Here is a 23,475-nt window from a genome sequence, read left to right on the forward strand (position 1 = left end):
GCGCCCGACATAAAAGTCAACGTATGTTGATTTTTATGGAGCGCAAATCATGGTGCCGCAGGAAACTGATGTGCTGATTGTCGGGGCAGGGCCGACCGGTCTTGCGCTGGCCGCTACCCTGCAACAGGCAGGCCTGCGGCCTGTCATCATCGACCGTCTTGCCGCCGGTCAGAATACCTCGCGTGCCGCTGTCATCCATGCCCACACGCTGGAGGTTCTGGAGCGGCTCGGTGTCACGGACGCGCTGGAGCGCCGTGGCCTGCAGCTCACCCGCTTCGCCCTGCGCGACCACGACAAGGCGCTGCTGGAACTAGACTTCTCCACATTGCCGTCGCGTTACGCCCAGATCCTGATGATCCCGCAGGACGAGACCGAGGCGATCCTTGCCGACCGGCTGGCGAGCCTCGGCGGCACCGTTCTGCGTGGCATTGCGGCGACGCGTATCGAGCGCGATGCGACCGGGGCGGTGGCTCACGTCGATACGCCAGAGGGGCCGCGGACCATCCGCGCCCGCTATGTCGTCGGCGGCGACGGTATGCACAGCGTCGTGCGCGAAGCTGCGGGCATCGCCTTCGACGGCGAGAGCCACGCCGGTTCCTTCGTGCTTGCCGATGTCCATATGGACTGGCCTCTCAGTGCGGAGGTGACGCTGTTCTTCTCGCCGGAGGGCATGGGCGTGGTCGTGCCGCTGCCGGGACACCGTTATCGCATCGTGGCGCCTGTCGGGGACGCGCCCGAAGCGCCGGATGCGGCTTTCGTGCAGGCGCTGCTCGATGCCCGCGGCCCGCGCAAGGTTCCGGGCCGCGTGCGGGATGTTCTGTGGAGTTCGCGCTTCCGCGTGCACCACCGCGTCGCCGCGCGGTACCGGTCCGGCCCGTTCTTCGTCATGGGCGATGCCGCCCATGTGCACAGCCCGGCCGGCGGGCAGGGCATGAACACGGGGCTTGTCGATGCCGTCGTGCTCGGCCGCCTGCTTGCCGACGTCCTTCTCGGCAAGGCGCCGGAAGCGACGCTCGACCTTTATGAAGAAAAGCGCCGCCCGGCCGCGGTGGAGGTCCTGGAGCTTGCCGGCCGATTGACGCGGATCGCGACCGTGCGCAGCCTCGCCGGCCGTATTCTGCGCAATCTTGTGCTGCGCGTCGTGGGTGCCTCGCCGGTGTTCCGCCGCAAGCTGGTGCTCAACCTCTCCGGCCTCGCCCGCAAGGGGCTCGGGATGGTTCCCCCACGCTGAGTGGCGTGCTGTCCCCACCTGCCCATTCAGTCCGTCGCAAGAAGTCCCGGCAACTCCTTGAGGACGCTGTCCCGTGCGCGTAGGCTCGTGCGCGGTTCCTGCTTCCTTTCGTCCTGTATCAGCCGGGCGAAGACGACGGTGCGGTCGTCGCGGCGGGCCCAGCCGACATACCAGCCCCACGGCCGGGCATAGTCGAGATTGCCGTCGGCCTTGCGGGGATAGGCCATGCCCGTCTTGCCCTGCGCGCGCCAGCCGTCCACAAGGTCGCGCCGCTCCAGGACCTCCATCGCCTGGTCCATGGCATCGGCGGAGACCGGCAGTTCATGGTTCACCAGCTTCTTCAGGAACGCCACCTGCTCGCGCGGCGAGATCTTCAGCGAGGAGGCGATCCAGGCGCGTTCCAGCCCGTTGTCCTTGCCCGGGTCGCCCGTCATGTCGGCATTGCCGTAGCCGAAGGCATCGGCATAGTCGCGCAGTTGCTCGTGGCCGAGGAACTCGGTGATGCGCTGCGAAAACCAGACGATGGAGAATTCCATCCAGCGCTTGGGCGTCGCCGGCTGGCGCCAGGCATCGCCGCCCCAGTCCGGATAACCCTTCATGAAGGGCAGGACCGGCTCGTTCGCATCTTCCAGGAAACCGGAATCGTAACCCATCACGGCGAGCGGTATCTTGAAGGTGGAGGCGGGCGTCACGCGACTCTCGCAGTCCCCTTTTTCCAGGATGACCTCATCATTCATCGCATCGGCGACGATTGTACAAATAATGCGGGCCTCGGCCGGCGCGCCGAAGCCTGCGGCCAGCAGGATACCGGCCGCGAAAAGACGCATGTCCATCACGTTTTCCTCGAATTTTGAAGAGCTTGTGCATTCTGGATAGCAATGTCTTGATGGGCTTGCAAAAGATCAATACTGGTCTTGGCCATTAGGAAAACTAGGGCTTCGCCATGGTTCGGCCATATCTGCCGTTGAACGCCTTCCGCGCCTTCGAGGCTTCTGCCCGCCATCTCTCGTTCACACGGGCCGCGATCGAGCTGAATGTCACGCAGGCCGCCGTCAGCCACCAGGTCAAGAGCCTGGAGGAGCAGCTGAACGTCGTGCTCTTCAAGCGCCTTCCGCGCGGGCTGATGATCACGGCGGAGGGGGAGAGCCTGCTGCCGGTGCTGCGCGACAGTTTCGACCGAATGGCCGATGCGGTGGAGCGGTTTCGCGGCGGCCATGTGCGCGAAATCCTGACGGTCGGGGCCGTCGGCACCTTCGCCGTCGGCTGGCTCTTGCCGCGCCTTGCGGCGTTCCGTGAGCGCCATCCCTTCGTGGAGGTGCGGCTGTCCACCAACAACAACCGGGTCGACCTTGCCGCCGAAGGGCTCGACTTCGCCATCCGCTTCGGCGCCGGCGCCTGGCACGGCACGGATGCGGTGCGTCTCTTCGATGCGCCGCTCTCCGTGCTTGCCATTCCGGCCGTCGCCCGCGCTCTCAGGGAGCCTGCCGATCTTCTCGGTCTGACGCTGCTGCGCTCCTACCGCCGCGACGAGTGGACCCGCTGGTTCGAGGCTGCCGGCCTGCCGCGTACGCCACCGCCGCAGAATGCGATCGTCTTCGACACGTCGCTTGCCATGATGGAGGCCGTGCTGCAGGGGGCCGGCGTCGGTCTTGCCCCGCCGCTGATGTTCTCGCGCCTTCTGGCGGCCGGCGCCGTCGTCCAGCCGTTCGATACCAGCCTTGCGCTCGGCAGCTACTGGCTCACCCGACTGCAATCGCGCAGCCTCAGCCCCGCCATGGCCGCCTTTTCCGCCTGGCTGGCCGCGACGGTGGCCGAGGAGGGGCTGAGCTAGGCTTGCAGGTCCGGCATGACCAGCACCTTCACCTCGCCCGGCCGCGGCGGGTTGGCGATGGCGTCCGGCAGCTCATCGAGGCCGATGCGGCGGGAGACGAGGCAGTCGACCTTTATCGTGCCGGAGGCGATCAGGGCCGCGGCGCGGCCATGGGTGAAGGGATTGAGGAAGGAGGTGAGGATCCTGACCTCGCGGAACAGCAGGTCGAAGGGCTCGAACTCCACCTTTTCGCCCTGCGGCAGCACGCCGAGGATGACGACCGTGCCGCCGTTGCGGGCAAGCTTCGGCGCTTCGGCGATGGTCTCGGCCACGCCCGCGCATTCGATGACGACGTCTGCGCCGCCGGGCAGCAGGCCGTCCTTGCCGGCTATGCCCTCGATGGTGCTTCCCGCAGCCGGGTCGAAGGTTTGGGTGGCGCCGATCTCCCCGGCGAGTTTCCGGCGCACGGCCTGGCGGGTGACGAGGACGACCGTGGTTGCGCCGGCGAGGCGGGCGAGCTGCACGGCCAGCATGCCGATCACTCCGCCGCCCAGAACCACGACGGTGCTGCCGGGCTTGATGTCGGCCATGTCGGTGCCATGCAGGCAGCAGGCGAGTGGCTCGCAGAACGCGCCGTGTTCCGGCGGCAGCGAGAGCGGCAGTTGATAGGCCTGCTTTTGCGGCACCAGCACATAGTCGGCAAAGCCGCCGTCGCGGTGGATGCCGATCGCCTGCAGGGACTCGCACAGATTGACGCGGCCGCGCCGGCATTGTGAACAGCGGCCGCAATGGATGTTCGGATCGCCGGTGATGCGCATGCCGGGGCGGAAACCGATGACGTCCTTGCCGGTGGCTTCGACGATGCCGGAGAATTCATGGCCGAGCGTCACCGGCGGCCGGCAGGGGAACTCGCCGTGGAAGAGGTGGCGATCCGTGCCGCAGATGCCGGCGGCCTCGATGCGGACGAGAAGATCGTCCGGGCCGGGCACCGGCTTTTCCACCCTGCGCACGAACAACCCGCCGATCGCTTCCAGCCGCGCCGCTTTCATCCCGTCCTCCCGCTTTCCTCAAGGAGATAGGACCTGCAACGGCGCGGCCGGTCAAGGCCGCTCCGTCTTCACGTCAGGTTGCGGCGGCGCTCCAGCTCGGCATCCGTCGGCGTGTCGAACTCGAAGGAGCCTGTCGTCACCTCGCCGTCGCGGGCATATTTGCTGATGACGATGCCGTTCTCGCTGCTGCGCGAACTCACGAGCGTCAGGGTCCGGGGGAAGGAAGCGTCGCCAAACAGCCGCTTGCCCTTGCCGAGAATGACCGGGAAGGTGAAGACGTTGATCTCGTCGACGAGATCGTTCTCGAACAAGGCCTTGAGAAAGCCGGTCGATCCCTGCGTCAGGAGGTCCGGCCCGTCTTCGCTCTTCAACGCCTTGACGGCGGCAAGCGCGTCCGGGCCAAGCACATGGCTGTTCTGCCAGGTGGCCTTGAAGGCCGGATTTCGGGTGGCGACGTACTTGTTGATGCGGTCGAACAGCGGGCCGATCGGATCATCGGCGCCGGCATAGGGCCAGTGTGCGGCAAAGATATCGTAGGTCTTGCGGCCGAGCAGCAGGTCGAAGGGTTTTGCGAAGAGTTCGCCGATCGTCGCGCCCGCCGTTTCGTCGAAGAACGGGGCGACCCAGCCGCCGAACCGGAAGCCGCCGATCGGGTCCTCCTCCGGCCCGCCCGGCGCCTGCATGACGCCGTCGAGGCTGACGAAGGCGCTGACAACAATCTTTCTCATGGATCTTCTCCCGCTGGTTTGATGGTCCGATATCTAGAGACGCAGGAAAGAGCATCGATCCGACAGGCGTGCAAAAATTCAGCCCCAGCGGGTGCGCACCGCTTCGGCGCAGCTGCGGCTGACCGGGATTTCCTGCCCATCCCTCAGAAGGATCGCCAGCCGGCCCTCCGTCCGCAGCAGCCTGTCGACATGGGCATCGGCCACGAAATGCGAGCGATGCACCTTGAGGCCCGGCGTGTCGCCGCATTCCGCCAGCGCGTCGGAAAAGCGCAGCAGGATCAGCTCGCGGCCGCGACTTGTCGTGACCTGCGTATAGTGGTCGGCGACGGTCATGTGCAGGATGGGCCCGCGGCTCTCCGGCTTCAGCCGGCGCATGAGGGGAATTTCGGTCCGGTCCTCCGGAGCTGTCGCCGGTGGGGACGCGGCGGCCAACGCCTCGGTCTGCTTGCTGCTCATCGTCATGAAGGTGAGCGCGCAGAACAGCGCCGAGAGGAGAAGCCCCGTTGCGATGCTTTCGGCGATCCTTTCCGGGGTCAGCGTGCCGCCGAAGGTCATCAGGCTGATCGCCTCCGTGGCCAGTCCGACAGGCGCGCTGGCCACCACCGTGCCGAGCGCCATGCGGGGCAGGAGGCCTGGCACCTTCCGCCGGAAAAGCGTGTTGACGGCGACGATGGCGACCACCGCAATGCCCCAGGCGACAGCGTGCAGCACGAGCCAGAAGCCGAGCCTCGGCACGGTCGCCAGCCGCTCGCCCGTGCCATAGGGGCCGGTCACCCAGAAGATCAGCACGACGGCGCCAAAGGTCGCCCAGAAGCGCCGGGCGCTGAGGAAGACCTGCAGTTCACGAAGCGCGGATTGCAGGAGAGGGCGTTCCACGAAGTTTACCGTCCGTTCGGGCCAAAGCGTTTGAGGCGGCCCGATCAATGGCGGAAGACGGTGGCGAATTCAACCATTCCGGAGCCCGCTATGCCTCTCGAGCCGCTTCTTGCAGCCCCGCTTGCCGTGCAGTTTCATGTCGCCACCGTCCTGCCTGCTGCGGTGCTGGGCGCCGTCCTGCTCGCCCGCCCGAAGGGCACAGCCTTGCATCGCCGTCTCGGCAAGGTCTGGCTGCTCCTGATGGTGCTGACGAGTTTTTCGACCTTCTTTATCCACGACCTTAAGACGGTCGGCGATTTCAGCCCGATCCATCTGCTCTCCGTCTATGTCATCGTCGGCAGCGTCCCTGCGATCCGTGCCGCCCGCCGTCGGGATATCCGCGCGCATCGCGGCCATGTCGCCGGCATGTATTTCGGCGGCATCGTCGTCGCCGGGCTGTTCACCCTCGCGCCCGACCGGGTGATGGGCGCGATGATCTTCGACGGCGCCTCCGGCTTCACGAGCGTGCTCGCGGCTGCGGTCGTCAGCGCGCTCCTCGTTGCGGCGGGGGCTCTTGCGGCGCGCCAGGCCGGCTGGGTGGAGCGTTTCGAGGCGGTTTTCCGTCGGCGCTGAGGCCTGCTTTTCGTTTTGCATGGTGGCGCGGCAGGCCCTATAAGTCGTTGCTGAGGAACGAATTCATGCGATGAGCGTTCGTCGGCAATCAATTCGGGGAAATGCGCCATGGAATGGAAAGGTCGTCGCCAGTCGGGCAATATCGAGGACCAGCGCGGAGCCGGTCCTTCGGCGGGAGGGAGCAATCCGTTCGGCCGCGGCAATGGCGGTTTTCGCATTCCGATGGGTGGCGGGCGCCGTGCCGGCGGTGGCATGAGCATCGGCACCATCATCTTCCTCGTCGTCATCTATTTCGTCTTCAAGGCGATGGGCATCGACCTGTTGCAGGTGATGGGCCAGGGCGGCGGGCAGGTCAGCATGCCGGGCTTCGAGCAGACGGAAAGCGCCAGCCGTCGCGCCTCGCCGCAGGAAGAGGAGACCAAGGCCTTCATGGCGACGGTTCTCGCCGAGACGGAAGACACCTGGAACGGCATCTTCCAGGCGGCCGGCGAGCGGTATGAGGAGCCGAAGATGGTGCTCTTCTCGGGCTCCGTGCAGTCGGCCTGCGGCTTCGCCTCGGCGGCTTCCGGCCCGTTCTACTGCCCGGGCGACCGCAAGGTCTATCTCGACATGAGCTTCTTCGACGAGCTCGCCGGCAAGTTCGACGCGTCCGGCGACTTCGCGCAGGCCTATGTCGTCGCCCATGAAGTCGGCCACCACGTGCAGAATCTCACCGGCGTGCTGCCGCGCTTCAACCAGCAGCGCCAGCGCATGAGCGAGGTGGAGGCCAACCAGATGTCGATCCGTGTCGAGCTTCAGGCGGATTGCTATGCCGGCATCTGGGGCAAGTATACCGAGCAGAAGGGCCTGCTGGAGCGGGGCGACCTGGAAGAGGCGCTGAACGCCGCCACGCAGATCGGCGACGACACGCTGCAGAAGCGCATGCAGGGCTATGTCGTGCCGGAAAGCTTCAACCATGGCACGTCCGAGCAGCGCCGCCGCTGGTTCAAGCGCGGCTTCGACACCGGCCGGGTCGATGCCTGCGATACGTTCAAGGGCGATGTATGACGGAAGCGCCGGCAGCATTGCCGCTGTCGGCGACCTTCAGGTCTTCTTCGACGATCAGGGCATATTTGGTCGTGTGCGTCAGGGCGATGGCGAGCGCGACCGCAAGCATCGGCACGGCGATCGCCAGATTGCCGCGCAGCTGCCAGAAGAACGGCCGGTGTACCACCCTCACCCAGACGAGAAGGGCAGCCGGAAGCATACCGAAGACCAGCATGTGAACGGCAAGTTGCAGTGGCTGGAAGGACGCTTCTGCGCGGAAGACGCCGTCCTCGTCCATGAGCCAGGCAGCGGCTGCCGCGACGAGAAGCAGCGCCACGAAGAGCGGCTTCATCACCTGTTTCCAGGACGCGGTGACACAGGTCGCGATGAAAAGGCAGAAGACCCCGCCCGTCACCAGCGCGAGCGTGCCGGGGCGGGCGCCGAGCAGCGCCCAGCTCTCCGTCCAGAAATCGCGGCTGGTGACGAGGAAGAGGTAGAGGCTGGTCACCAGGCTGACCGTCAGGCTGCCGAAAGCGGGTCTGGGGAAGCGAAAGCCTGCGGTTGGGCGACGTGACATTGCCGGTCCTCGGAAACGGATACGCAAGGGCCCATCTTGCCGCCCTTCGTTACCGGCGAATGACAATCGTGCCTCTTTGCGATCACTTCTCCCACGGCCAAGCTGACAGGTCGCTGACGGCTCCGGCCGCCGCGGTGGGAGACGGGCCGCGCCGTGCGGTGCGGCCCGTCCTGCGATCTCAGGTCCGCTTCTCGCTGTCCATATGCGCCAGCATGGCGACCGGATAGCGCTCGCCCGCGGCGGCGTCCTTCGGCAGCGCGGCTTCGATTGCGGCAAGGTCGGCTGCACTGAGCACGATCTTCTGCGCGCCAAGCGCCTCGGCGAGGCGATCGCGCCGGCGGGCACCGACGAGGGGGACGATATCGACGCCCTGTGCGGCGACCCAGGCAATGGCGAGCTGGGCGACGGTTGCCCCCTTTTCGTCCGCGACGCGGCGCAGGGCTTCGACGAGTGCCAGGTTCGTGTCGACATTGCCGTCCTGGAAGCGTGGGCTGAAGGCGCGGAAATCACCGCCATTCGCCGCACCTTTTCGCCAATGGCCGCTGATCAGGCCGCGCGACAGCACGCCATAGGCGGTCACGGGAATGCCCAGCGCCCGGCAGGTCGGCAGGATGTCGTCCTCGATGCCGCGCGAGATCAGCGAATACTCGATCTGCAGATCCACGATCGGATGCACGGCCGCGGCGCGGCGGATCGTTTCGGATCCCACCTCGGACAGCCCGATATGGCGGATGTAGCCGGCCTTCACGAGGTCGGCGAGCGCCCCCATCGTCTCCTCGATCGGCACCGCCGGATCGAGGCGGGACGGGCGGTAGATGTCGATATGGTCGGTGCCGAGCCGTTGCAGGGAATAGGCGAGGAAGTTGCGGATCGCCGCGGGGCGGGAATCATAGCCGCTCCAGACGCCATCCGGCCCGCGCAGCGCGCCGAACTTCACGCTGAGCACCACATCCTCGCGGCGGCGGTCTTTCAGTGACTCTGATATCAGCATCTCGTTGTGGCCCATGCCGTAGAAGTCGCCGGTGTCGAGAAGGGTGATGCCGGCGTCGAGCGCGGCATGGATGCTGGCGATGCTTTCCGCCCGGTCGGCCGGGCCATACATGCCCGACATGCCCATGCAGCCGAGGCCGATGGTGGAAACGACGGGGCCGGCCTTGCCGAGATTGATGGTCTTCATGGCGCTTCTCCTGTGCGTGCCTTTCGATCGACGCTCTTTTACCGCGATGGGCCTTGTGCGATAATCTGATCTGCTCTGAACAAGTCGTGCGGTTTTCAGAACAATGAGCCAGATCCCGCTTGCCGATCTCGATGCCTTCGTCGCCATCGCCCGGGTGAAGAGCTTTCGCGCGGCCGCCAAGCTGCGCGGTGTTTCCGCCTCGGCGCTCTCGGAGGCGATGCGGCGGCTGGAGGGGCGGCTTGATCTTCGCCTCTTCAACCGCACGACACGCAGCGTGACGCTGACGGATGCGGGTGCGCGCCTCCTGGAGCGGCTCGCGCCGGCGCTGGCCGAGGTCGAGGCGGCGATTGACGGGGTGAACAGCCTGCGCGACCGGCCGGTCGGCCGCCTCCGGTTGAACGTGCCCGGCATCGTCGCCCGCTTCGTCCTGCCGCCGATCGCCACGCCCTTCCTCAAGGCCTATCCCGGCATCACATTGGAGGTTGCCTCCAACGACGCGCTGGTGGATGTGCTGGCGGAAGGTTTCGATGCCGGCATTCGCTATGAAGAGGCGCTGCACCAGGACATGATCGCGGTGCCGATCGGCCCGCGCCGCCAGCGTTTCGTCGTGGCCGCCGCGCCCTCCTACACCGAGGTGCACGGGGTGCCGGAACATCCGCGCGACCTGATGCAGCATCGCTGCATCCTGCACCGCTTCGCCAGCGGTCGCGTGCTGCCCTGGGCCTTCGAGCGGGGCGAGGAGAAGATCTCGCTGATGCCGCCGGCCTGCCTGATCTCCGAATCGAACGAGGTGGAGCAGCACGCCGCCCTGGCCGGCCTCGGCATTGTCTGCACCTTCGAGGAGTTCCTGGCGCCGGCCCTTTCCTCCGGCGCTTTGCAGGTCGTCATGCCCGACTGGATCCAGACCTTCTCCGGCCCCTTCCTCTACTATCCGAGCCGTACCCTGATGCCCGCGCCGCTGCGCGCCTTCGTTGATTTCGTGAAGGCGCATCCCCCGCCGCAATAAGGCCTTTCATCAGCGGATCGCGACCAATTCATCAAAAAGTTTGCGATGTTCACGGATTGTTTCGCGGCAAGAAGTGAAATAGAAGTCGTTGCCTGACATTTTTGCCTGCATCGGCAGGCCGCTATCCTTCCTGGGGTGAAACCATGATCGATGCCAGGTCCACCCGGCGCGGGCTCTTTCTCGTCTTCATGATCATGTTTCTCGACGTGATCGGCATCGCCATCATCATGCCGGTGCTGCCGACATACCTGCGCGAGTTGACGGGCGACGATATCAGCCAGGCGGCGATTGACGGCGGCTGGCTGCTGCTGGTCTATGCCGGCATGCAGTTCCTCTTCGCGCCGTTCATCGGCAATCTCTCCGATCGCTTCGGCCGGCGGCCGGTGCTGCTCGCCTGCATCCTCACCTTCGCCATCGACAACCTCATCTGTGCGCTGGCGACCAGCTATTGGATGCTGTTCGTCGGTCGCGTGCTGGCGGGCATCAGCGGCGCGAGCTTCGGCACGGCTGCCGCCTATATCGCTGATGTCTCGACGGACGAGACGCGGGCGAAGAACTTCGGGCTGATGGGCATCGCTTTCGGCACCGGCTTCGCGCTTGGGCCGGTCATCGGCGGGCTTCTCGGCGAGTTCGGCCCGCGCATCCCGTTCTACGGGGCGGCGGTGCTCGCCTTCCTCAACTTCGCCGCGGCCTATTTCCTCCTGCCGGAAAGCCTGGGGACGGCCCATCGCCGCCGGTTCGAGCTTGCCCGCGCCAATCCGCTCGGTGCGCTCCTGCAGATGCGCAACTATCCGGGCGTGCTGTGGATCGGTCTGGTCTTCTTCTGTTACTGGCTGGCGCACGCCGTCTATCCCTCCGTCTGGTCCTTCGTTTCGGCGCTGCGCTACGGCTGGAGCGAGGGGCAGATCGGCTTGTCGCTCGGCATTTTCGGGGTCGGCGGCGCCATCGTCATGGCGTTCGTGCTGCCGCGCGTGGTGCCGAGGATCGGCGAGTTCCGCACGGCGGTCATCGGCCTTTCCTTCGCCGTGCTCGGCCTGTCCGGCTATGCCGCCTCGTACCAGGGCTGGATGGTCTATGCGGTCATCCTTCTGACGGCGCTTGAAGGCCTCGCCGATCCGCCGCTGCGCTCGATAGCTTCCGCCCGCGTGCCGCCCTCCGCCCAGGGCGAATTGCAGGGCGCGCTGACCAGCGTTTCCAGCATTACCACGATCATCGGCCCGTTGATCTTCACCCAGGTGTTCAGCCACTTCACCGGACCGACGGCGCCGGTGGCCTTCGCCGGGGCACCATTTGCGCTTGCGGCGCTGATGCTCTTCGTTGGCCTTGTGATCTTCGTGGTGAAGTTGCGCGGCGCGGGAACCGGCCCGAGCGGAAATCTGGCGACGGAAGGCGCCTGAAGCGCTTTCAAACGTGACATTTTGACGAAATTTCCGCGTGCAGGCATCGCGCGGCACCGCATTCCGGCATTTTTGATGAAAGCATCAAATCAATTCGATTGATCGCGGCTGGAAGTTGTGATCCGAAGCGATGCGAAAGTGAGAACTATCATGCACATGGCACCGCATCGCGAGAACAACGGCTGGGGCGCGCATTTTCGCGCGACTTTCGCCCTCGGCGTACCGTTGATCGGCGCGCAGCTCGCCCAGCTCGGCATTCACACGACGGACGTGGTCATTCTCGGCCGCCTCGGCGCTGCGCATCTCGCAGCCATCGTGCTGGCGAGCTCCTTTTTCTTCACCATCTTCATCCTCGGCTCCGGTTTTGCCAATGCCGTCATGCCGATGGTGGCGCAGGCCTATGGCCGTGGCGACCCGGTCTCCGTGCGGCGCGCCGTGCGCATGGGCATGTGGGTGGTGCTGCTCTATTCCGTGCTGATGATCCCGCTCTTCTACAATGCGGAGAACCTCCTGCTGCTCGCCGGCCAGAAGCCGGACGTGGCGGCGCTCGCCGGCAGCTATCTGAAGATCGCCCAGTGGGGCATGGCGCCGGGGCTGCTCTTCATGACACTGCGCGGTCTCGTCAGTGCGCATGGCCGGGCCGGCATCGTGCTCTATGTCACGATCATCATCCTGTCGGTCAACGCGTTCTTCGCCTATGCGCTGGTGCTTGGCCATTTCGGTTTTCCGGCCATGGGCATCGAGGGGGCGGCCATCGTCTCGTTCGGCGTCAACCTCTTGAGCTTCGTGCTGCTGACGGCCTATATCCAGTCGCGTGCCGACATGCGCCGCTACGAGCTCTTCGTGCGGTTCTGGCGGCCGGACTGGCTGGCCTTCCGCGAGGTCGTCCATCTCGGCCTGCCGATCGGCCTTACCATGCTGGCAGAGGTCAGCCTCTTCAGCGGCGCCTCGCTGCTGATGGGCAATATCGGCACGCTGGAACTGGCGGCGCACGGTATCGCCCTGCAGCTCGCTTCCATTGCCTTCATGGTGCCGCTCGGCCTTGCCCAGGCCGGCACGGTGCGCGTCGGCGTGGCGCATGGCCAGGGCGATCACCTCGGCGTGGTGCGTGCCTCCTGGGCGGTGCTGGCGGTCGCGGCGGTCATCGCCGTTGGCGGCGGCGTGCTCTTCGCGCTCATCCCCACCACGCTCGCCTCGATCTTCCTCAACAAGGCGGGCAAGGATTCGGTGGCTGTGCTGGCGATTGCCGGCCCCTTCGTGGTGATCGCTGGCGTCTTCCAGCTCGTCGACGGCCTGCAGGCGATCGCCGCTGGCCTGCTGCGCGGGTTGAAGGACACGCGCATCCCGATGATCCTCGCGCTGATCTCCTATTGGCCGATAGGCTTCCTCGCCGCATGGTTCTTCGCCTTTCCGGCCGGCTTCGGCGGCATCGGGGTCTGGTTCGGGTTCCTTTGCGGTCTCTCGGCGGCCTCCATCCTGCTCAACTGGCGTTTCTACCGCCTGGTGACGCGGGGCGTGCCGGCGGCCCGGCCGATTTGAGAGGCCGGCAATGACCGGCCCCGCCGCCAGCATTGAGGAGATCCGCATGCTGGAGGAGGCGCTGCATCGCCCGGAGGTCCGCGGTTCACGTCCGGCCGTCGAGGCGCTTTTGGCGGAAGGCTTCGTCGAATTCGGCAGTTCCGGTACCATCTACCATCGGGCGGAGATGCTCGACCTCCTGTCGGAGGAGGCGGACGAGCCCAGCGACGGAACGCTGGAGGCCAGCGACTATGCCCTGACGGCGATTGCCGAAGGCGCCGTGCTGCTCACCTATCGCACCTGCCGCCGGGCGGCGGACGGATCGGAGCGCCACGTCCTGCGCGCCTCGATCTGGAAGCTTGTGGGGGAGCGCTGGCAGATGGCCTTCCACCAGGGAACTGTGGTGCCGGTCTCGTTGTCCTGAGCGCCAAAACGAAAAAAGCCCCGGACATCGTCCGGGGCTTTGATCTGTCGGAATGGTTCAGGCCCGTTCCGGGATGGCCGCCTCGCCCTTCTTCTCGCGCACCAGATTGATGAAGCGACGGAAGAGGTAGTGGCTGTCCTGCGGGCCGGGGGAGGCTTCCGGATGGTGCTGCACGGAGAAGACCGGCTTGCCGACGAGGCGCAGGCCGCAGTTCGTGCCGTCGAACAGCGAGATGTGGGTTTCTTCCACGCCGTCCGGCAGGGAGGAGGAGGCGACTGCGAAGCCGTGGTTCATCGAGACGATTTCGACCTTGCCCGTCGTGTGGTCCTTGACCGGATGGTTTGCGCCATGATGACCCTGGTGCATCTTCTCGGTCGTGGCGCCGACGGCAAGGCCCAGCATCTGGTGGCCGAGGCAGATGCCGAAGATCGGAATGCCGCTGTCGATCAGCGTCTTGATGACCGGCACGGCATATTCGCCGGTTGCCGCCGGGTCGCCCGGGCCGTTGGAGAGGAAGATGCCGTCCGGCTTCAGCGCCAGCACGTCGTCGGCGCTCGAGGTCGCCGGCATGACGGTGACCTTGCAGCCGAGGCCGGTGAAGAGACGCAGGATGTTGCGCTTGACGCCGTAGTCGAGCGCGACGATGTGGTACTTCACGTCGCTCTCGGCGAGATCCTCGTAGCCTTCGTTCCATACCCAGGGATTCTCGCTCCAGCGCGAGGACTGGCCGGAGGAGGCGACCTTGGCGAGGTCGAGACCGACAAGACCGCTCCAGGCCTTCGCTTCGGCCTTCAGCGTCTCGATGTCGAAGACACCGTTCGGGTCGTGGGCGATGACGGCGTTCGGTGCACCGTTCTCGCGGATCCAGGCGGTCAGCGCGCGCGTGTCGATGCCGGAAAGGCCGATGATGCCGCGGGCCTTCAGCCAGCCGTCGAGGTGCTTTGCGGCGCGGTAGTTGGACGGGTCCGTGATGTCGGCCTTGAAGATCGTGCCGACGGCGCCGTGGCGCGCGGCGGGGGTCAGGTCCTCGATGTCCTCGTCGTTGGCACCGATATTGCCGATATGCGGGAAGGTGAAGGTGACGATCTGGCCGAGATAGGACGGGTCGGTGAGGATTTCCTGGTAGCCGGTCAGCGCCGTGTTGAAGCAGACTTCGGCGGTTACCTTGCCGGTGGCGCCGATGCCCTTGCCTTCGATGACGGTGCCGTCGGCAAGAACGAGCAGGGCGGTCGGCTTTTCAGTGGTCCATGCGGGGGTCGAGGTCATGAGTATCCCGTTTCCGGCGTCTGGCCCCGGGCTTGAAAGCCGATGGACCGGGCACCATTTAAGATCGCAGGCAAAGGCGCGCGGAAGCCCGCGTTGGTTCGCCCTGATTGCCGATTTTCGTGCAGGTGCCGGAAAATAGACAAAGCGGATGACGGGGTCAACCGTTGCCTGTGGATTGCGTGGAATTATAAAGCGTTGAAATTCAATTGCTTGCGCAATCCGTTTGCCGGCAGGCCCTCTGCCGGTCTATGAGCATGCACAATCGAACGATGATTGAAGCCCAAGCCGCGCATCCGGCGCCGGCGGCTTCCAATGGAGAAAATGATGCGCGATACGATCGCAAACGCCCTCAAGGATGCACTCAAGGCCAAGGATGCCTGCCGTGTCTCCACGCTGCGCCTGATCCAGGCCAAGCTGAAGGACTGCGACATCGCCAACCGCGGTGTCGGCAAGGGGCCGGTCGAGAACGACGAACTGCTGCAGATCCTCGCCAAGATGATCAAGCAGCGCGAGGAATCGGCCAAGATCTTTTCCGAGAACGGCCGCCCGGAGCTTGCCGCGCAGGAACGCGAGGAAATCAAGGTCATCGAGAGCTTCCTGCCCGAGCAGATCTCCGAGGACAAGATGAAGGACATCATCGCCGCCGCCATCGCCGAAATCGGCGCGCAGGGCCTGCGCGACATGGGCAAGGTGATGGCCGTGCTCAAGGAGCGTTATCCCGGCCAGATGGATTTCGCCAAGGCCTCCGGCGTGGTGAAGGACCTTCTGAAATAGGCCGGTGACGAATTTTTCGGATGCGGGGCGGCTTCGGCCGCCCTTTTTGTTGGGGAACTATCCCGGACCGCACGTATTCCGTGCAATCTCCGGAAGCCAAAGGTGCCGAATCCTGTTATGATGGCCGCCAGGAGCCCGAGGATGCGGCGATGAGCGTCCATCGGCTCGCCCCGGCGAAGTGCATGCGATGCCGCCGGATGTGTTCTTGCGTTGATGCCCGGTGGCCGTCTCAAGGAGGCCAAGCCGATGCGCGTGATGTTCCTTCTTTCCCTTGCGCCGCTCCTTCTTGCGGGACCGGCTTCCGCCCATGATGCGGCGAGCGGCTGGCAATACGAGGCCTTCTGCTGCAACGGCAACAGCGAGACCGGCGACTGCCAGATGATCCCCGCGCGGTCGGTGCGCGTCATCGCGGGCGGCTACCGTGTGATGCTGGCGCCGGGCGACCATCGCCTTGCCACCCGTGCTCACATCTTCCTTCTGCCGCAGGATACGACGCGCCGCTCGCAGGACGGCGAGTACCATCTCTGTCTCTACCCGACCGAGGACACGCCGCGCTGCTTCTACGCGCCGGACATGGGGTTCTGACGGTGCCTGTGAATTGCGGTGGGCAGGCGACTATCGCTGGCGGTGAGCGCCGCGCATGGTTATATGGACCCCGACCGAGGGACCCATGCGCTTTTCCAATGCCTTCCTAGACGAGATCCGCGACCGCGTCTCCATTTCGGAGGTGATCGGCAAACGCGTGACCTGGGATCGCCGCAAGACCAATGTGTCGCGCGGCGACTATTGGGCCTGCTGCCCGTTCCACGGCGAAAAGTCGCCAAGCTTTCACTGCGAGGACCGCAAGGGCCGATACCATTGTTTCGGCTGCGGCGTCTCCGGCGACCACTTCCGCTTTCTCACCGATCTCGACGGCCTGTCCTTCCCGGAAGCCGTGCAGCAGGTCGCCGACATGGCGGGCGTCGCCATGCCGCAGCCGGACCGCGAGGCCGAGCAGCGCGAGAAGGAACGCATGGGCCTTGTCGAGGTCATGGACATGGCTGCGCGCTTCTTCGAGGACCAGCTCCAGACGCCGGCCGGTGCGAAGGCGCGCGCCTACCTGCGCGACCGCGGGCTGACGGGCCGCACCATCGAGACCTTCCGGCTCGGCTACGCGCCGGAAAGCCGCAACGCATTGAAGGGCTTCCTTGCCGGCAAAGGCGTTCCGAAGGAGGCGATCGAGGCCTGCGGCCTCGTCGTGTACGGGCCCGATATCCCGGTTTCCTACGACCGTTTCCGGGACCGCATCATGTTCCCGATCCTTTCGGTGCGCGACAAGGTCATCGCTTTCGGTGGACGCGCCATGTCGCCGGATGCGCCGGCGAAATATCTGAACTCCAACGAGACCGAGCTCTTCCACAAGGGCAATGTGCTCTACAACCACGCGCGGGCCCGCAAGGCCGCCCAGGGTGCGGATGGTGCGGGCACGATCATCGCCGTCGAAGGCTATATGGATGTGATCGCCCTCCACCAGGCCGGCATCGAGAATGCCGTCGCGCCGCTCGGCACCGCGCTCACCGAGAACCAGCTTGAACTCCTCTGGAAGATGACGCCGGAGCCGGTGCTCTGCTTCGACGGCGACGGCGCGGGCATTCGCGCGGCAAATCGGGCGGCCGATCTCGCGCTGCCCTATATCAAACCGGAACGCACGGTGCGCTTCGCCCTGCTGCCCGACGGCAAGGACCCTGACGACCTCGTACGCCATGAGGGTCGTGCGCCCTTCGACAAGGTGATGGCCGGTGCCCGGCCGCTTGCCGAGATGATCTGGAGCCGCGAGGTGCAGGGCGCGAATTTCGAGACGCCGGAAAGCCGGGCGGCGCTGGAGGCGCGCCTGCGCCAGATCACCGGCGCGATCGCCGACGAGGACGTGCGCCGCCACTACCAGCAGAACATGCGCGACCGGCTGAACGCTTTCTTCCGCCCGGCGCCGCGGCAGGGAGGCGGCGGCTTTTCCGGCAACCGGCAGGCGAGGGGCGGCGGGCGCGGCGCTGTGCAGGGCACACCTGTTTCCTCCGGCATTTCCGACCGGCTGGCGCGCTCGGCGCTGGTGCGCGGCGCACAGGAGCTGCCGGCGCTGCGCGAAAGCGTGCTGGCGCTCACCGTCGCCAACCATCCCGGCCTGCTCTTCAGCGATTACGACGAAATCGCCATCATCGAATACGAGAACCGCGACCTGCAGCGGCTCTGGTCGGCGCTGCTCGGCATTGCCGGTTCCGTCGGCACCAGGCTGGAGCGCGACCGGCTGATCGAGGAGCTGGAGGCGGCCGGCTTCGACGCGTTGCTGCGCGGGCTCGACCAGCAGATCCGCAATTCGCGCCTGTGGACCGCGACGGCGGAGGCCGCGCCCGAAGATGCCCGCGAAGGCTACCTTCAGGCGCTCGCCCTGCACAAGCGCACCCGCGCCCTGCTCTGGCAGCGCCGCGAACTGGAGCGCGAGCTTGCCGTGGCGACCGAGGAGGGCGACGGAGAACGCGTCCCCCAGATCCTGCGCGCGCTGCAGGAGGTGCAGATGGAAACCATGCGCCTGGAGAACCAGGAAGCCATCATCGAGGGTTTCGGCGTGCTTTCCGGCCGTGTGAAGGGGCCGGCGGGCAAATAGACCGCCGATCCTTCCTATTCGTCGAAGACGATGGAGAGCTTGTTGCCGACGGGGTCGCGCACATAGGCGGAGTACCAGTGCGGGCCGTAGTGCGGGCGCGGACCGGGGGCGCCTTCGTCTGTTCCGCCATGGGCGAGGGCGGCCGCATGGAACGCCTCGACCTCCTCGTGGGAGGCGGCGGGAAAGCCGACCATGGTGCCGTTGCCGACGCTTGCCGCCGCGCCGTCGAAGGGCGTGCACAGCCAGAGCGTGAAGCCATCAGGGCCACCACCTTTTGTGTAGCCGCGTAATCCCGGATAGTCCGCCCGGACGGCCCAGCCGATCGTCGCGAGGACGGCGTCGTAAAACGGCGTGGTTGCCGCGGCATTCGGCGTGCCGAGGGTTGTGTAGGCATCCATTCTGCGTCTCCCGTGTCGATTTGTTTGCAACCTTATCTTGAAATAAGAACAAATCAAGAACATTATTGAGCGGTGGACGTTGGCTGCGGGCGGTTGCCCAACCGTGCCGGCTTGGTCAGAATGGAGGGGAACGAAAGTGCACATGATGATTGACGCCCGCCCCTCCGCCTCCCTTGCCGCCCTGTTCGATGCGCCGCCGGACGATCCGCTGGACGTGCTCAAGCGCGTCTATGGCTACGATGCCTTCCGCGGCAAGCAGCAGGCCGTCGTCGAGCATGTGGTGGGCGGCGGCGATGCCGTCGTCCTGTTCCCGACCGGCGCCGGCAAGTCGCTCTGCTTCCAGATCCCGGCGCTCTGCCGTGAGGGCGTCGGCATCGTCATCTCGCCGCTGATCGCGCTGATGCGCGACCAGGTGGAGGCGCTGAAGCAGCTTGGCGTCCGGGCCGCCGCGCTCAATTCTTCGCTGACGCGCGACGAATTCTTCGCCGTGCGCGATGCCATGCGCGCGGGCGCGCTCGATCTTCTCTACGTGACGCCCGAGCGGATCGTCACGGAAGGCTTTGCCGAGCTCGTCGCCGATGCGCGCATCGCGCTCTTCGCCATCGACGAGGCGCATTGCGTCTCGCAATGGGGCCATGATTTCCGGCCGGAATACCGGGCGCTCGGCGTTCTCGGTGAGCGGTATCCCGGCGTGCCGCGCATTGCGCTGACGGCGACAGCGGACCCGCACACCCGTGGTGATATCATCGAGCGCCTCGGCCTTCAGGATGCGGCGGTCTTCACCACCAGCTTCGACCGGCCGAACATTTCCTACGAAATTGCCGAACGCGACCAGGCGCGCCAGCAATTGCTGCGCTTCCTGTCGCGCCATCAGGGCGAGAGCGGCATCGTCTACTGCCTGTCGCGCGCCAAGGTGGAGGACACGGCCGACTGGCTGAACGCGCAAGGCGTTCGCGCGCTGCCCTACCATGCCGGCTTTGAGCGTGCGGTGCGCGATGCCAACCAGGATGCCTTCCTGAAGGAAGAAAACCTCTGCCTGGTCGCGACGGTCGCCTTCGGCATGGGCATCGACAAGCCGGATGTGCGCTATGTCGCCCATCTCGACCTGCCGGGCTCGGTGGAGGCCTATTATCAGGAGACGGGTCGCGCGGGCCGCGACGGCCTGCCCTCCGAGGTCTGGATGGCCTACGGCATGGCCGACGTCGTGCAGCGCCGCAAGATGATCGACGAGGGCGGGGCGGCCGACGAGATCAAGCGCATCGAGCGCGCCAAGCTGATGGCGCTGCTTGCCATCTGCGAGACGGCCGGTTGCCGGCGCAAGGCCATCCTGGCGCATTTCGGCGAGGCATATTCCGGCCATTGCGGCAATTGCGATACCTGCCGCAACCCGGTCGAGACCTGGGACGGCACGGAAGCGGCGATCAAGGCGCTCGCTGCGGTCTACCGCACCGGCGAACGCTTCGGCGCGGCCCATGTCATCGACGTCCTGCTGGGCTCTGTCAACGAGAAGACCGAGCGCTTCGGGCATACGGAGATGCCGGTCTTCGGTGCGGGCAAGGACATTGCCGGGCGTGTCTGGCAGTCGATCTTCCGGCAGCTTCTGGCCGCAGGCCTCATCAGCGTCGATCATGCCGCCTTCGGCGCGCTGAAGCTGGAGCCCGAGGCGCGTGCGGTCTTCCGCCACGAGCGGCAGGTGCTGTTGCGCAAGGATCGTCCGCAGGCGGGAGGACGCAAGGGCAAGGCCGGCGGCTCGCCCGCCGCCCGCGAGCGCTCCAACCTTGCCGGCTCCGATCGCGAGCTCTTCGAGCTGCTGCGCGCCGAGCGGTTGTCCATCGCCAAGGACCTCGACGTGCCGCCCTATGTCGTCTTCCCGGACACGACGCTGATCGCGCTTGCCAAGGAACGACCGCGTGACCGGGAGGAGCTGCTCGACATCCCCGGCATCGGCGTTTCCAAGCGCGACCGCTTCGGCGATGCCTTCCTCGCCGTGATCGATGACTTCAGCGGCTGACTTTTTTTGAAGTCGATGTCGGAACGTTCCGGTCTCCTTCGTCCTTGAGCGTGTTCAAACAAGGAGGACTGTCCGATGAAGGTTACCCAGCATCTCTGGTTCGCGGCGGACATGGAGGCCGCCATCGGCTTCTACACGTCGCTTGTTCCCGGTTCCTCGGTCCATTGGGTGTCGTCGCTTCCGGCCGAGACGCCGAGCGGCCCGCCGGGCAGCGTGAAGATCGCGAGCTTCACGCTCGGCGACCAGCGCTACATGGCGATCGAGGCCGGCCCGCTCGATCCGTTCAACCACAGCTTTTCCATCATGGTCGAATGCGAGACGCAGGGCGATCTCGACCGGCTGTGGGATGCGCTGCGCGAGGGTGGTTCGGTCGAACAGTGCGGCTGGTTGCGGGATCGCTGGGGCCTTTCCTGGCAGATCGCGCCGACGCGGCTCGGCGAATTGATGAGCGACCCGGACCAGGCGAAGGTCAAGCGTGTCACCGAGGCGATGCTCCAGATGGTCAAGCTCGACATCGCGCCGCTGGAGGCCGCGGCGGCGGGGTAGGCGGGGTGCGGCGGAGGCCCGCCGTCACATCCGGACGGTCATGCCGCCGTCGACCACCAGCACATGGCCGTTGACGAAGGAGGCCGCGTCGCTGGCGAGGAACAGGGCGGCGCCGGCGATTTCGTCGGCGCGGGCCCAGCGCTGCGCGGGGATGCGCTGGCGAACGAAGGGCATCAAGCCCTCGTCGGCGGCGAGCGCCGCGTTGGTTTCCGTCGCGAACCAGCCGGGCGCGATGGCATTGCTGGTGATGCCGTGCGGGGCGTATTCGACGGCCATGCTGCGCATGAGGCCGGTGAGGCCGTGTTTGGCCGCAGGGTAGATGCCGTCGTTCGGCATGGCCACGTGGCCGCCGATCGAGGTGATGGCGATCAGCCGTCCGTGGCCGTTGCGCTTCATCAGCGCGGCGGCATCGCGCGAGAGGCTCGCGGCGGCGGACAGGTCGGTGCGGATCAGCTCGTCGATCGCCGCATCGTCCATCTCGGCGAGCGGCCGGCGATCACGGGCGCCGACATTGTTGACGAGCACGTCGAGGCGGCCATGGCTCTCTTCGATCCCGGCGAGCGTGGCGCGCTGGGCGGCCCGGTCGGCGATGTCGAAGGCGGCCGCTGTGGCGCTTCCGCCGGCAGCGGTGATCCTTTCGACGGCCGCGTCGAGCGTCGCGGCCGTGCGGCCCGTCACGATCACATGGGCGCCGGCCTCGGCCAGCGCCCTGGCGATCTCGAAGCCCAGCCCGCGGCCGCCGCCGGTGACCAGCGCCACGCGGCCCTGCTGGGAGAATCTTTCCAGTATCGTCATGGCGCAAATCCTTTCGCGCCGTCACCGGACAGGGCAGGTGCTGTCCTGTCAACCCCGCTGCCGTCCGGGTCGCGGGAATGCACGACTTTGTCCTTTTGCAAAAAAGGCGCTATCTCCGGCGCGAAAGGATTTCAGCCATGGCCCAGAACATCTACGACCAGCCCGCCTTCTTCGAGGGGTATTCCGGTCTCCCCCGCTCGGTGCACGGCCTTGCGGGCGCAGCGGAATGGGATTCGGTCCGCGCCCTGTTGCCGGATCTTGCGGGCCGGCGCATCGTCGATCTCGGTTGCGGTTTCGGCTGGTTCGCGCGCCATGCGGCAGAAGCGGGTGCGGAAAGCGTGCTTGGCCTCGATCTTTCGCAGAACATGATCGCCCGCGCCCGGGCGGAAACCGTATCTCCGGCCGTCCGCTACGAGATCGCCGACCTCGACCGGCTGGAACTGCCCGCCGGCGCTTTCGATTTCGCCTACAGTTCGCTTGCCTTCCACTATATCGCGGATTTCGACCGGATGCTGCGCACGCTCCACGCCGCGCTGCTGCCGGGTTCGTCTTTCGTCTTCACCATCGAACACCCGCTCTACATGGCGCCGTCCCGGCCGGATTGGGCGCAGATCGACGGCCGGACGGTGTGGCCGGTCGATGGCTATCTCGTCGAAGGCCCGCGCACGACGGACTGGCTCGCCAAGGGTGTCGTCAAGCACCACCGCACGCTCGGTACGACCCTCAACGCGTTGATCGCGACCGGTTTTGCCATTCGCCATGTCGAGGAGTGGCGGCCGAGCGAAGCGCAGCTTGCGGCGCATCCGGAATGGCAGGTGGAACTCAACCGGCCGATGTTCCTGCTGATCGCCTGCGACCGGCGCTGAAACAGCGAAAAGAACGACCGGAACCCTTTACGTCGCCTCCCGCTGCGCTAGAACTATCGCAGTGGAGCAATTCGCCGGCACTACGATCAAAACGACAAGCCGGCGTTTACCGGAACGGGAGCCGTGCCCATGAAAAGACTGAACCTGCCGCTCGACGGCGCCTGCCGTTGCGGGCGCGTGAAAATCCGCATCAGCGCGCCGCCGATGCTGACCATGGCCTGCCATTGCACCGGCTGCCAGCGCATGTCGGGCAGCGCCTATTCGCTGAGTGCGGCGATCCCGACGGAGGGGTTTGCCGTCATTGCGGGCGCGCCTGTCGTCGCGGGGGCGAATGCCGAGGCCGGCCATCATTTCTGCCCGGATTGCATGACCTGGATGTTCACCCGGCCCGCCGGCTTCGACTTCTTCGTCAATGTGCGTCCGACCCTGCTGGACGAGACCGGCTGGTACAGCCCGTTCATCGAGACCTATACGAGCGAAAAGCTTGCCTGGGCGCAGACGCCTGCCGAGCACAGCTATGAAAAATATCCGCCGATGGAGGGTTACGAAAAACTGATCGGCGCCTATGCGGCAAGCGCGGCCTGAGCCGTCGCCGTTAAAGCGTTTCCGTCATTTCCGTGGGTGCCTATCCATGACCTCCGCCTTCATCGCCCATCTGCAGTCCGAGCTCGGCGCTCTCAAAACCGCGGGCCTTTACAAGGCCGAGCGGGTGATCACCTCCAGGCAGGCCGGCGAGATCGCCGTTGCCTC

Annotated in this window: 24 protein-coding genes and 1 pseudogene; 16 read left to right on the forward strand and 9 right to left on the reverse strand. The window is 66.0% G+C overall.

Annotated features, from left to right (window positions below; translation table 11 throughout):
- The first annotated feature begins 49 nt into the window (after window positions 1-49).
- Entirely contained in the window at window positions 50-1,231 is a 1,182-nt protein-coding gene (locus tag EXZ48_RS17915) for an FAD-dependent oxidoreductase (RefSeq protein ID WP_130517394.1), read from the forward strand.
- A 26-nt stretch (window positions 1,232-1,257) separates the two neighbouring features.
- Here the strand turns inward: EXZ48_RS17915 and blaOXA are convergent, their stop codons facing one another.
- Window positions 1,258-2,064: a class D beta-lactamase gene (blaOXA, locus tag EXZ48_RS17920; protein WP_130517397.1), complete on the reverse strand. Its 807-nt coding sequence runs from the start codon at window positions 2,062-2,064 to the stop codon at window positions 1,258-1,260.
- A 110-nt stretch (window positions 2,065-2,174) separates the two neighbouring features.
- Between blaOXA and EXZ48_RS17925 the strand changes: the two genes are divergently transcribed.
- Window positions 2,175-3,062, forward strand: coding sequence for a LysR family transcriptional regulator (locus EXZ48_RS17925; RefSeq protein ID WP_130517399.1), 888 nt, complete (start codon window positions 2,175-2,177; stop codon window positions 3,060-3,062).
- Here the strand turns inward: EXZ48_RS17925 and EXZ48_RS17930 are convergent.
- The 3 genes from EXZ48_RS17930 to EXZ48_RS17940 form a co-directional block, all read right to left on the reverse strand.
- Window positions 3,059-4,090, reverse strand: coding sequence for a zinc-dependent alcohol dehydrogenase family protein (locus EXZ48_RS17930; protein WP_130517401.1), 1,032 nt, complete (start codon window positions 4,088-4,090; stop codon window positions 3,059-3,061). The genes EXZ48_RS17925 and EXZ48_RS17930 overlap by 4 nt on opposite strands.
- 68 nt (window positions 4,091-4,158) lie before the next feature.
- A complete protein-coding gene (locus tag EXZ48_RS17935; RefSeq protein ID WP_130517403.1) occupies window positions 4,159-4,818 on the reverse strand; it encodes a dihydrofolate reductase family protein in 660 nt (219 codons plus the stop codon).
- Between the two features lie 78 nt (window positions 4,819-4,896).
- On the reverse strand, window positions 4,897-5,694 hold the full coding sequence (locus tag EXZ48_RS17940) for a LytTR family DNA-binding domain-containing protein (protein WP_130517405.1): 798 nt from the start codon (window positions 5,692-5,694) through the stop codon (window positions 4,897-4,899).
- Between the two features lie 90 nt (window positions 5,695-5,784).
- Here EXZ48_RS17940 and EXZ48_RS17945 point away from each other — a divergent pair, with 90 nt between their 5' ends.
- Together EXZ48_RS17945 and EXZ48_RS17950 are read left to right on the forward strand one after the other, a co-directional pair.
- A complete protein-coding gene (locus EXZ48_RS17945) occupies window positions 5,785-6,306 on the forward strand; it encodes a DUF2306 domain-containing protein (protein WP_130517407.1) in 522 nt (173 codons plus the stop codon).
- A gap of 108 nt (window positions 6,307-6,414) precedes the next feature.
- Window positions 6,415-7,353, forward strand: a complete 939-nt coding sequence (locus tag EXZ48_RS17950) for a neutral zinc metallopeptidase (protein ID WP_023515722.1) — start codon at window positions 6,415-6,417, stop codon at window positions 7,351-7,353.
- Here the strand turns inward: EXZ48_RS17950 and EXZ48_RS17955 are convergent.
- Both EXZ48_RS17955 and EXZ48_RS17960 read right to left on the reverse strand, forming a co-directional pair.
- Window positions 7,337-7,909, reverse strand: coding sequence for a phosphoethanolamine transferase domain-containing protein (locus EXZ48_RS17955; protein WP_130517409.1), 573 nt, complete (start codon window positions 7,907-7,909; stop codon window positions 7,337-7,339). The two genes, EXZ48_RS17950 and EXZ48_RS17955, sit on opposite strands and share 17 nt — an antisense overlap.
- Window positions 7,910-8,087: 178 nt before the next feature.
- Window positions 8,088-9,086 (reverse strand): aldo/keto reductase, encoded by a 999-nt coding sequence (locus EXZ48_RS17960; RefSeq protein WP_130517411.1) that lies wholly within the window; start codon window positions 9,084-9,086, stop codon window positions 8,088-8,090.
- 103 nt (window positions 9,087-9,189) lie between these two features.
- On the opposite strand from EXZ48_RS17960, the gene EXZ48_RS17965 reads away from it, so the two are divergent.
- From EXZ48_RS17965 to EXZ48_RS17980, 4 genes are all read left to right on the forward strand, one after another.
- The gene (locus EXZ48_RS17965) at window positions 9,190-10,092 is read left to right on the forward strand and encodes a LysR family transcriptional regulator (protein ID WP_130517412.1); all 903 of its coding nucleotides are present in this window, start codon (window positions 9,190-9,192) and stop codon (window positions 10,090-10,092) included.
- 143 nt (window positions 10,093-10,235) lie between these two features.
- A complete protein-coding gene (locus EXZ48_RS17970) occupies window positions 10,236-11,489 on the forward strand; it encodes a TCR/Tet family MFS transporter (RefSeq protein WP_130517414.1) in 1,254 nt (417 codons plus the stop codon).
- A 150-nt stretch (window positions 11,490-11,639) separates the two neighbouring features.
- On the forward strand, window positions 11,640-13,028 hold the full coding sequence (locus EXZ48_RS17975) for an MATE family efflux transporter (RefSeq protein ID WP_023515717.1): 1,389 nt from the start codon (window positions 11,640-11,642) through the stop codon (window positions 13,026-13,028).
- A gap of 10 nt (window positions 13,029-13,038) precedes the next feature.
- Entirely contained in the window at window positions 13,039-13,431 is a 393-nt protein-coding gene (locus EXZ48_RS17980) for a DUF4440 domain-containing protein (protein ID WP_050744217.1), read from the forward strand.
- 57 nt (window positions 13,432-13,488) lie between these two features.
- Here EXZ48_RS17980 and carA read toward each other — a convergent pair whose 3' ends face one another.
- Entirely contained in the window at window positions 13,489-14,697 is a 1,209-nt protein-coding gene (gene carA / locus EXZ48_RS17985; protein WP_130517416.1) for a glutamine-hydrolyzing carbamoyl-phosphate synthase small subunit, read from the reverse strand.
- A gap of 324 nt (window positions 14,698-15,021) precedes the next feature.
- Between carA and EXZ48_RS17990 the strand changes: the two genes are divergently transcribed.
- The 3 genes from EXZ48_RS17990 (at window position 15,022) to dnaG (ending at window position 18,109) form a co-directional block, all read left to right on the forward strand.
- Window positions 15,022-15,471 (forward strand): GatB/YqeY domain-containing protein, encoded by a 450-nt coding sequence (locus EXZ48_RS17990; protein WP_023515714.1) that lies wholly within the window; start codon window positions 15,022-15,024, stop codon window positions 15,469-15,471.
- Window positions 15,472-15,726: 255 nt separating this feature from the next.
- Window positions 15,727-16,056 (forward strand): hypothetical protein, encoded by a 330-nt coding sequence (locus EXZ48_RS17995; protein WP_082342425.1) that lies wholly within the window; start codon window positions 15,727-15,729, stop codon window positions 16,054-16,056.
- 85 nt (window positions 16,057-16,141) lie between these two features.
- Window positions 16,142-18,109, forward strand: a complete 1,968-nt coding sequence (dnaG, locus tag EXZ48_RS18000) for a DNA primase (RefSeq protein ID WP_130517418.1) — start codon at window positions 16,142-16,144, stop codon at window positions 18,107-18,109.
- Between the two features lie 14 nt (window positions 18,110-18,123).
- Here dnaG and EXZ48_RS18005 read toward each other — a convergent pair whose 3' ends face one another.
- On the reverse strand, window positions 18,124-18,507 hold the full coding sequence (locus EXZ48_RS18005; protein WP_050744218.1) for a VOC family protein: 384 nt from the start codon (window positions 18,505-18,507) through the stop codon (window positions 18,124-18,126).
- 142 nt (window positions 18,508-18,649) lie between these two features.
- Here EXZ48_RS18005 and recQ point away from each other — a divergent pair, with 142 nt between their 5' ends.
- Both recQ and EXZ48_RS18015 read left to right on the forward strand, forming a co-directional pair.
- The gene (recQ, locus tag EXZ48_RS18010) at window positions 18,650-20,518 is read left to right on the forward strand and encodes a DNA helicase RecQ (protein ID WP_130517420.1); all 1,869 of its coding nucleotides are present in this window, start codon (window positions 18,650-18,652) and stop codon (window positions 20,516-20,518) included.
- 75 nt (window positions 20,519-20,593) lie between these two features.
- Window positions 20,594-21,064 carry a VOC family protein gene (locus EXZ48_RS18015; RefSeq protein WP_023514173.1) on the forward strand — a complete coding sequence of 157 codons (471 nt, stop codon included), beginning with the start codon at window positions 20,594-20,596 and terminating at the stop codon, window positions 21,062-21,064.
- 24 nt (window positions 21,065-21,088) lie between these two features.
- Here EXZ48_RS18015 and EXZ48_RS18020 read toward each other — a convergent pair whose 3' ends face one another.
- A complete protein-coding gene (locus tag EXZ48_RS18020; protein ID WP_024271253.1) occupies window positions 21,089-21,859 on the reverse strand; it encodes an SDR family oxidoreductase in 771 nt (256 codons plus the stop codon).
- A 137-nt stretch (window positions 21,860-21,996) separates the two neighbouring features.
- Here EXZ48_RS18020 and EXZ48_RS18025 point away from each other — a divergent pair, with 137 nt between their 5' ends.
- The 3 genes and pseudogenes from EXZ48_RS18025 to EXZ48_RS18035 all read left to right on the forward strand — a co-directional run.
- Window positions 21,997-22,725: a bifunctional 2-polyprenyl-6-hydroxyphenol methylase/3-demethylubiquinol 3-O-methyltransferase UbiG gene (locus tag EXZ48_RS18025; RefSeq protein ID WP_130517422.1), complete on the forward strand. Its 729-nt coding sequence runs from the start codon at window positions 21,997-21,999 to the stop codon at window positions 22,723-22,725.
- 129 nt (window positions 22,726-22,854) lie between these two features.
- The gene (locus EXZ48_RS18030) at window positions 22,855-23,310 is read left to right on the forward strand and encodes a GFA family protein (protein ID WP_130517424.1); all 456 of its coding nucleotides are present in this window, start codon (window positions 22,855-22,857) and stop codon (window positions 23,308-23,310) included.
- Between the two features lie 46 nt (window positions 23,311-23,356).
- Window positions 23,357-23,475: pseudogene (locus tag EXZ48_RS18035) on the forward strand (glycine C-acetyltransferase); the annotation flags it as partial.

Origin of the sequence: Shinella sp. JR1-6, from assembly GCF_004284735.1 — a bacterium.
Classification (GTDB): Bacteria; Pseudomonadota; Alphaproteobacteria; order Rhizobiales; family Rhizobiaceae; genus Shinella.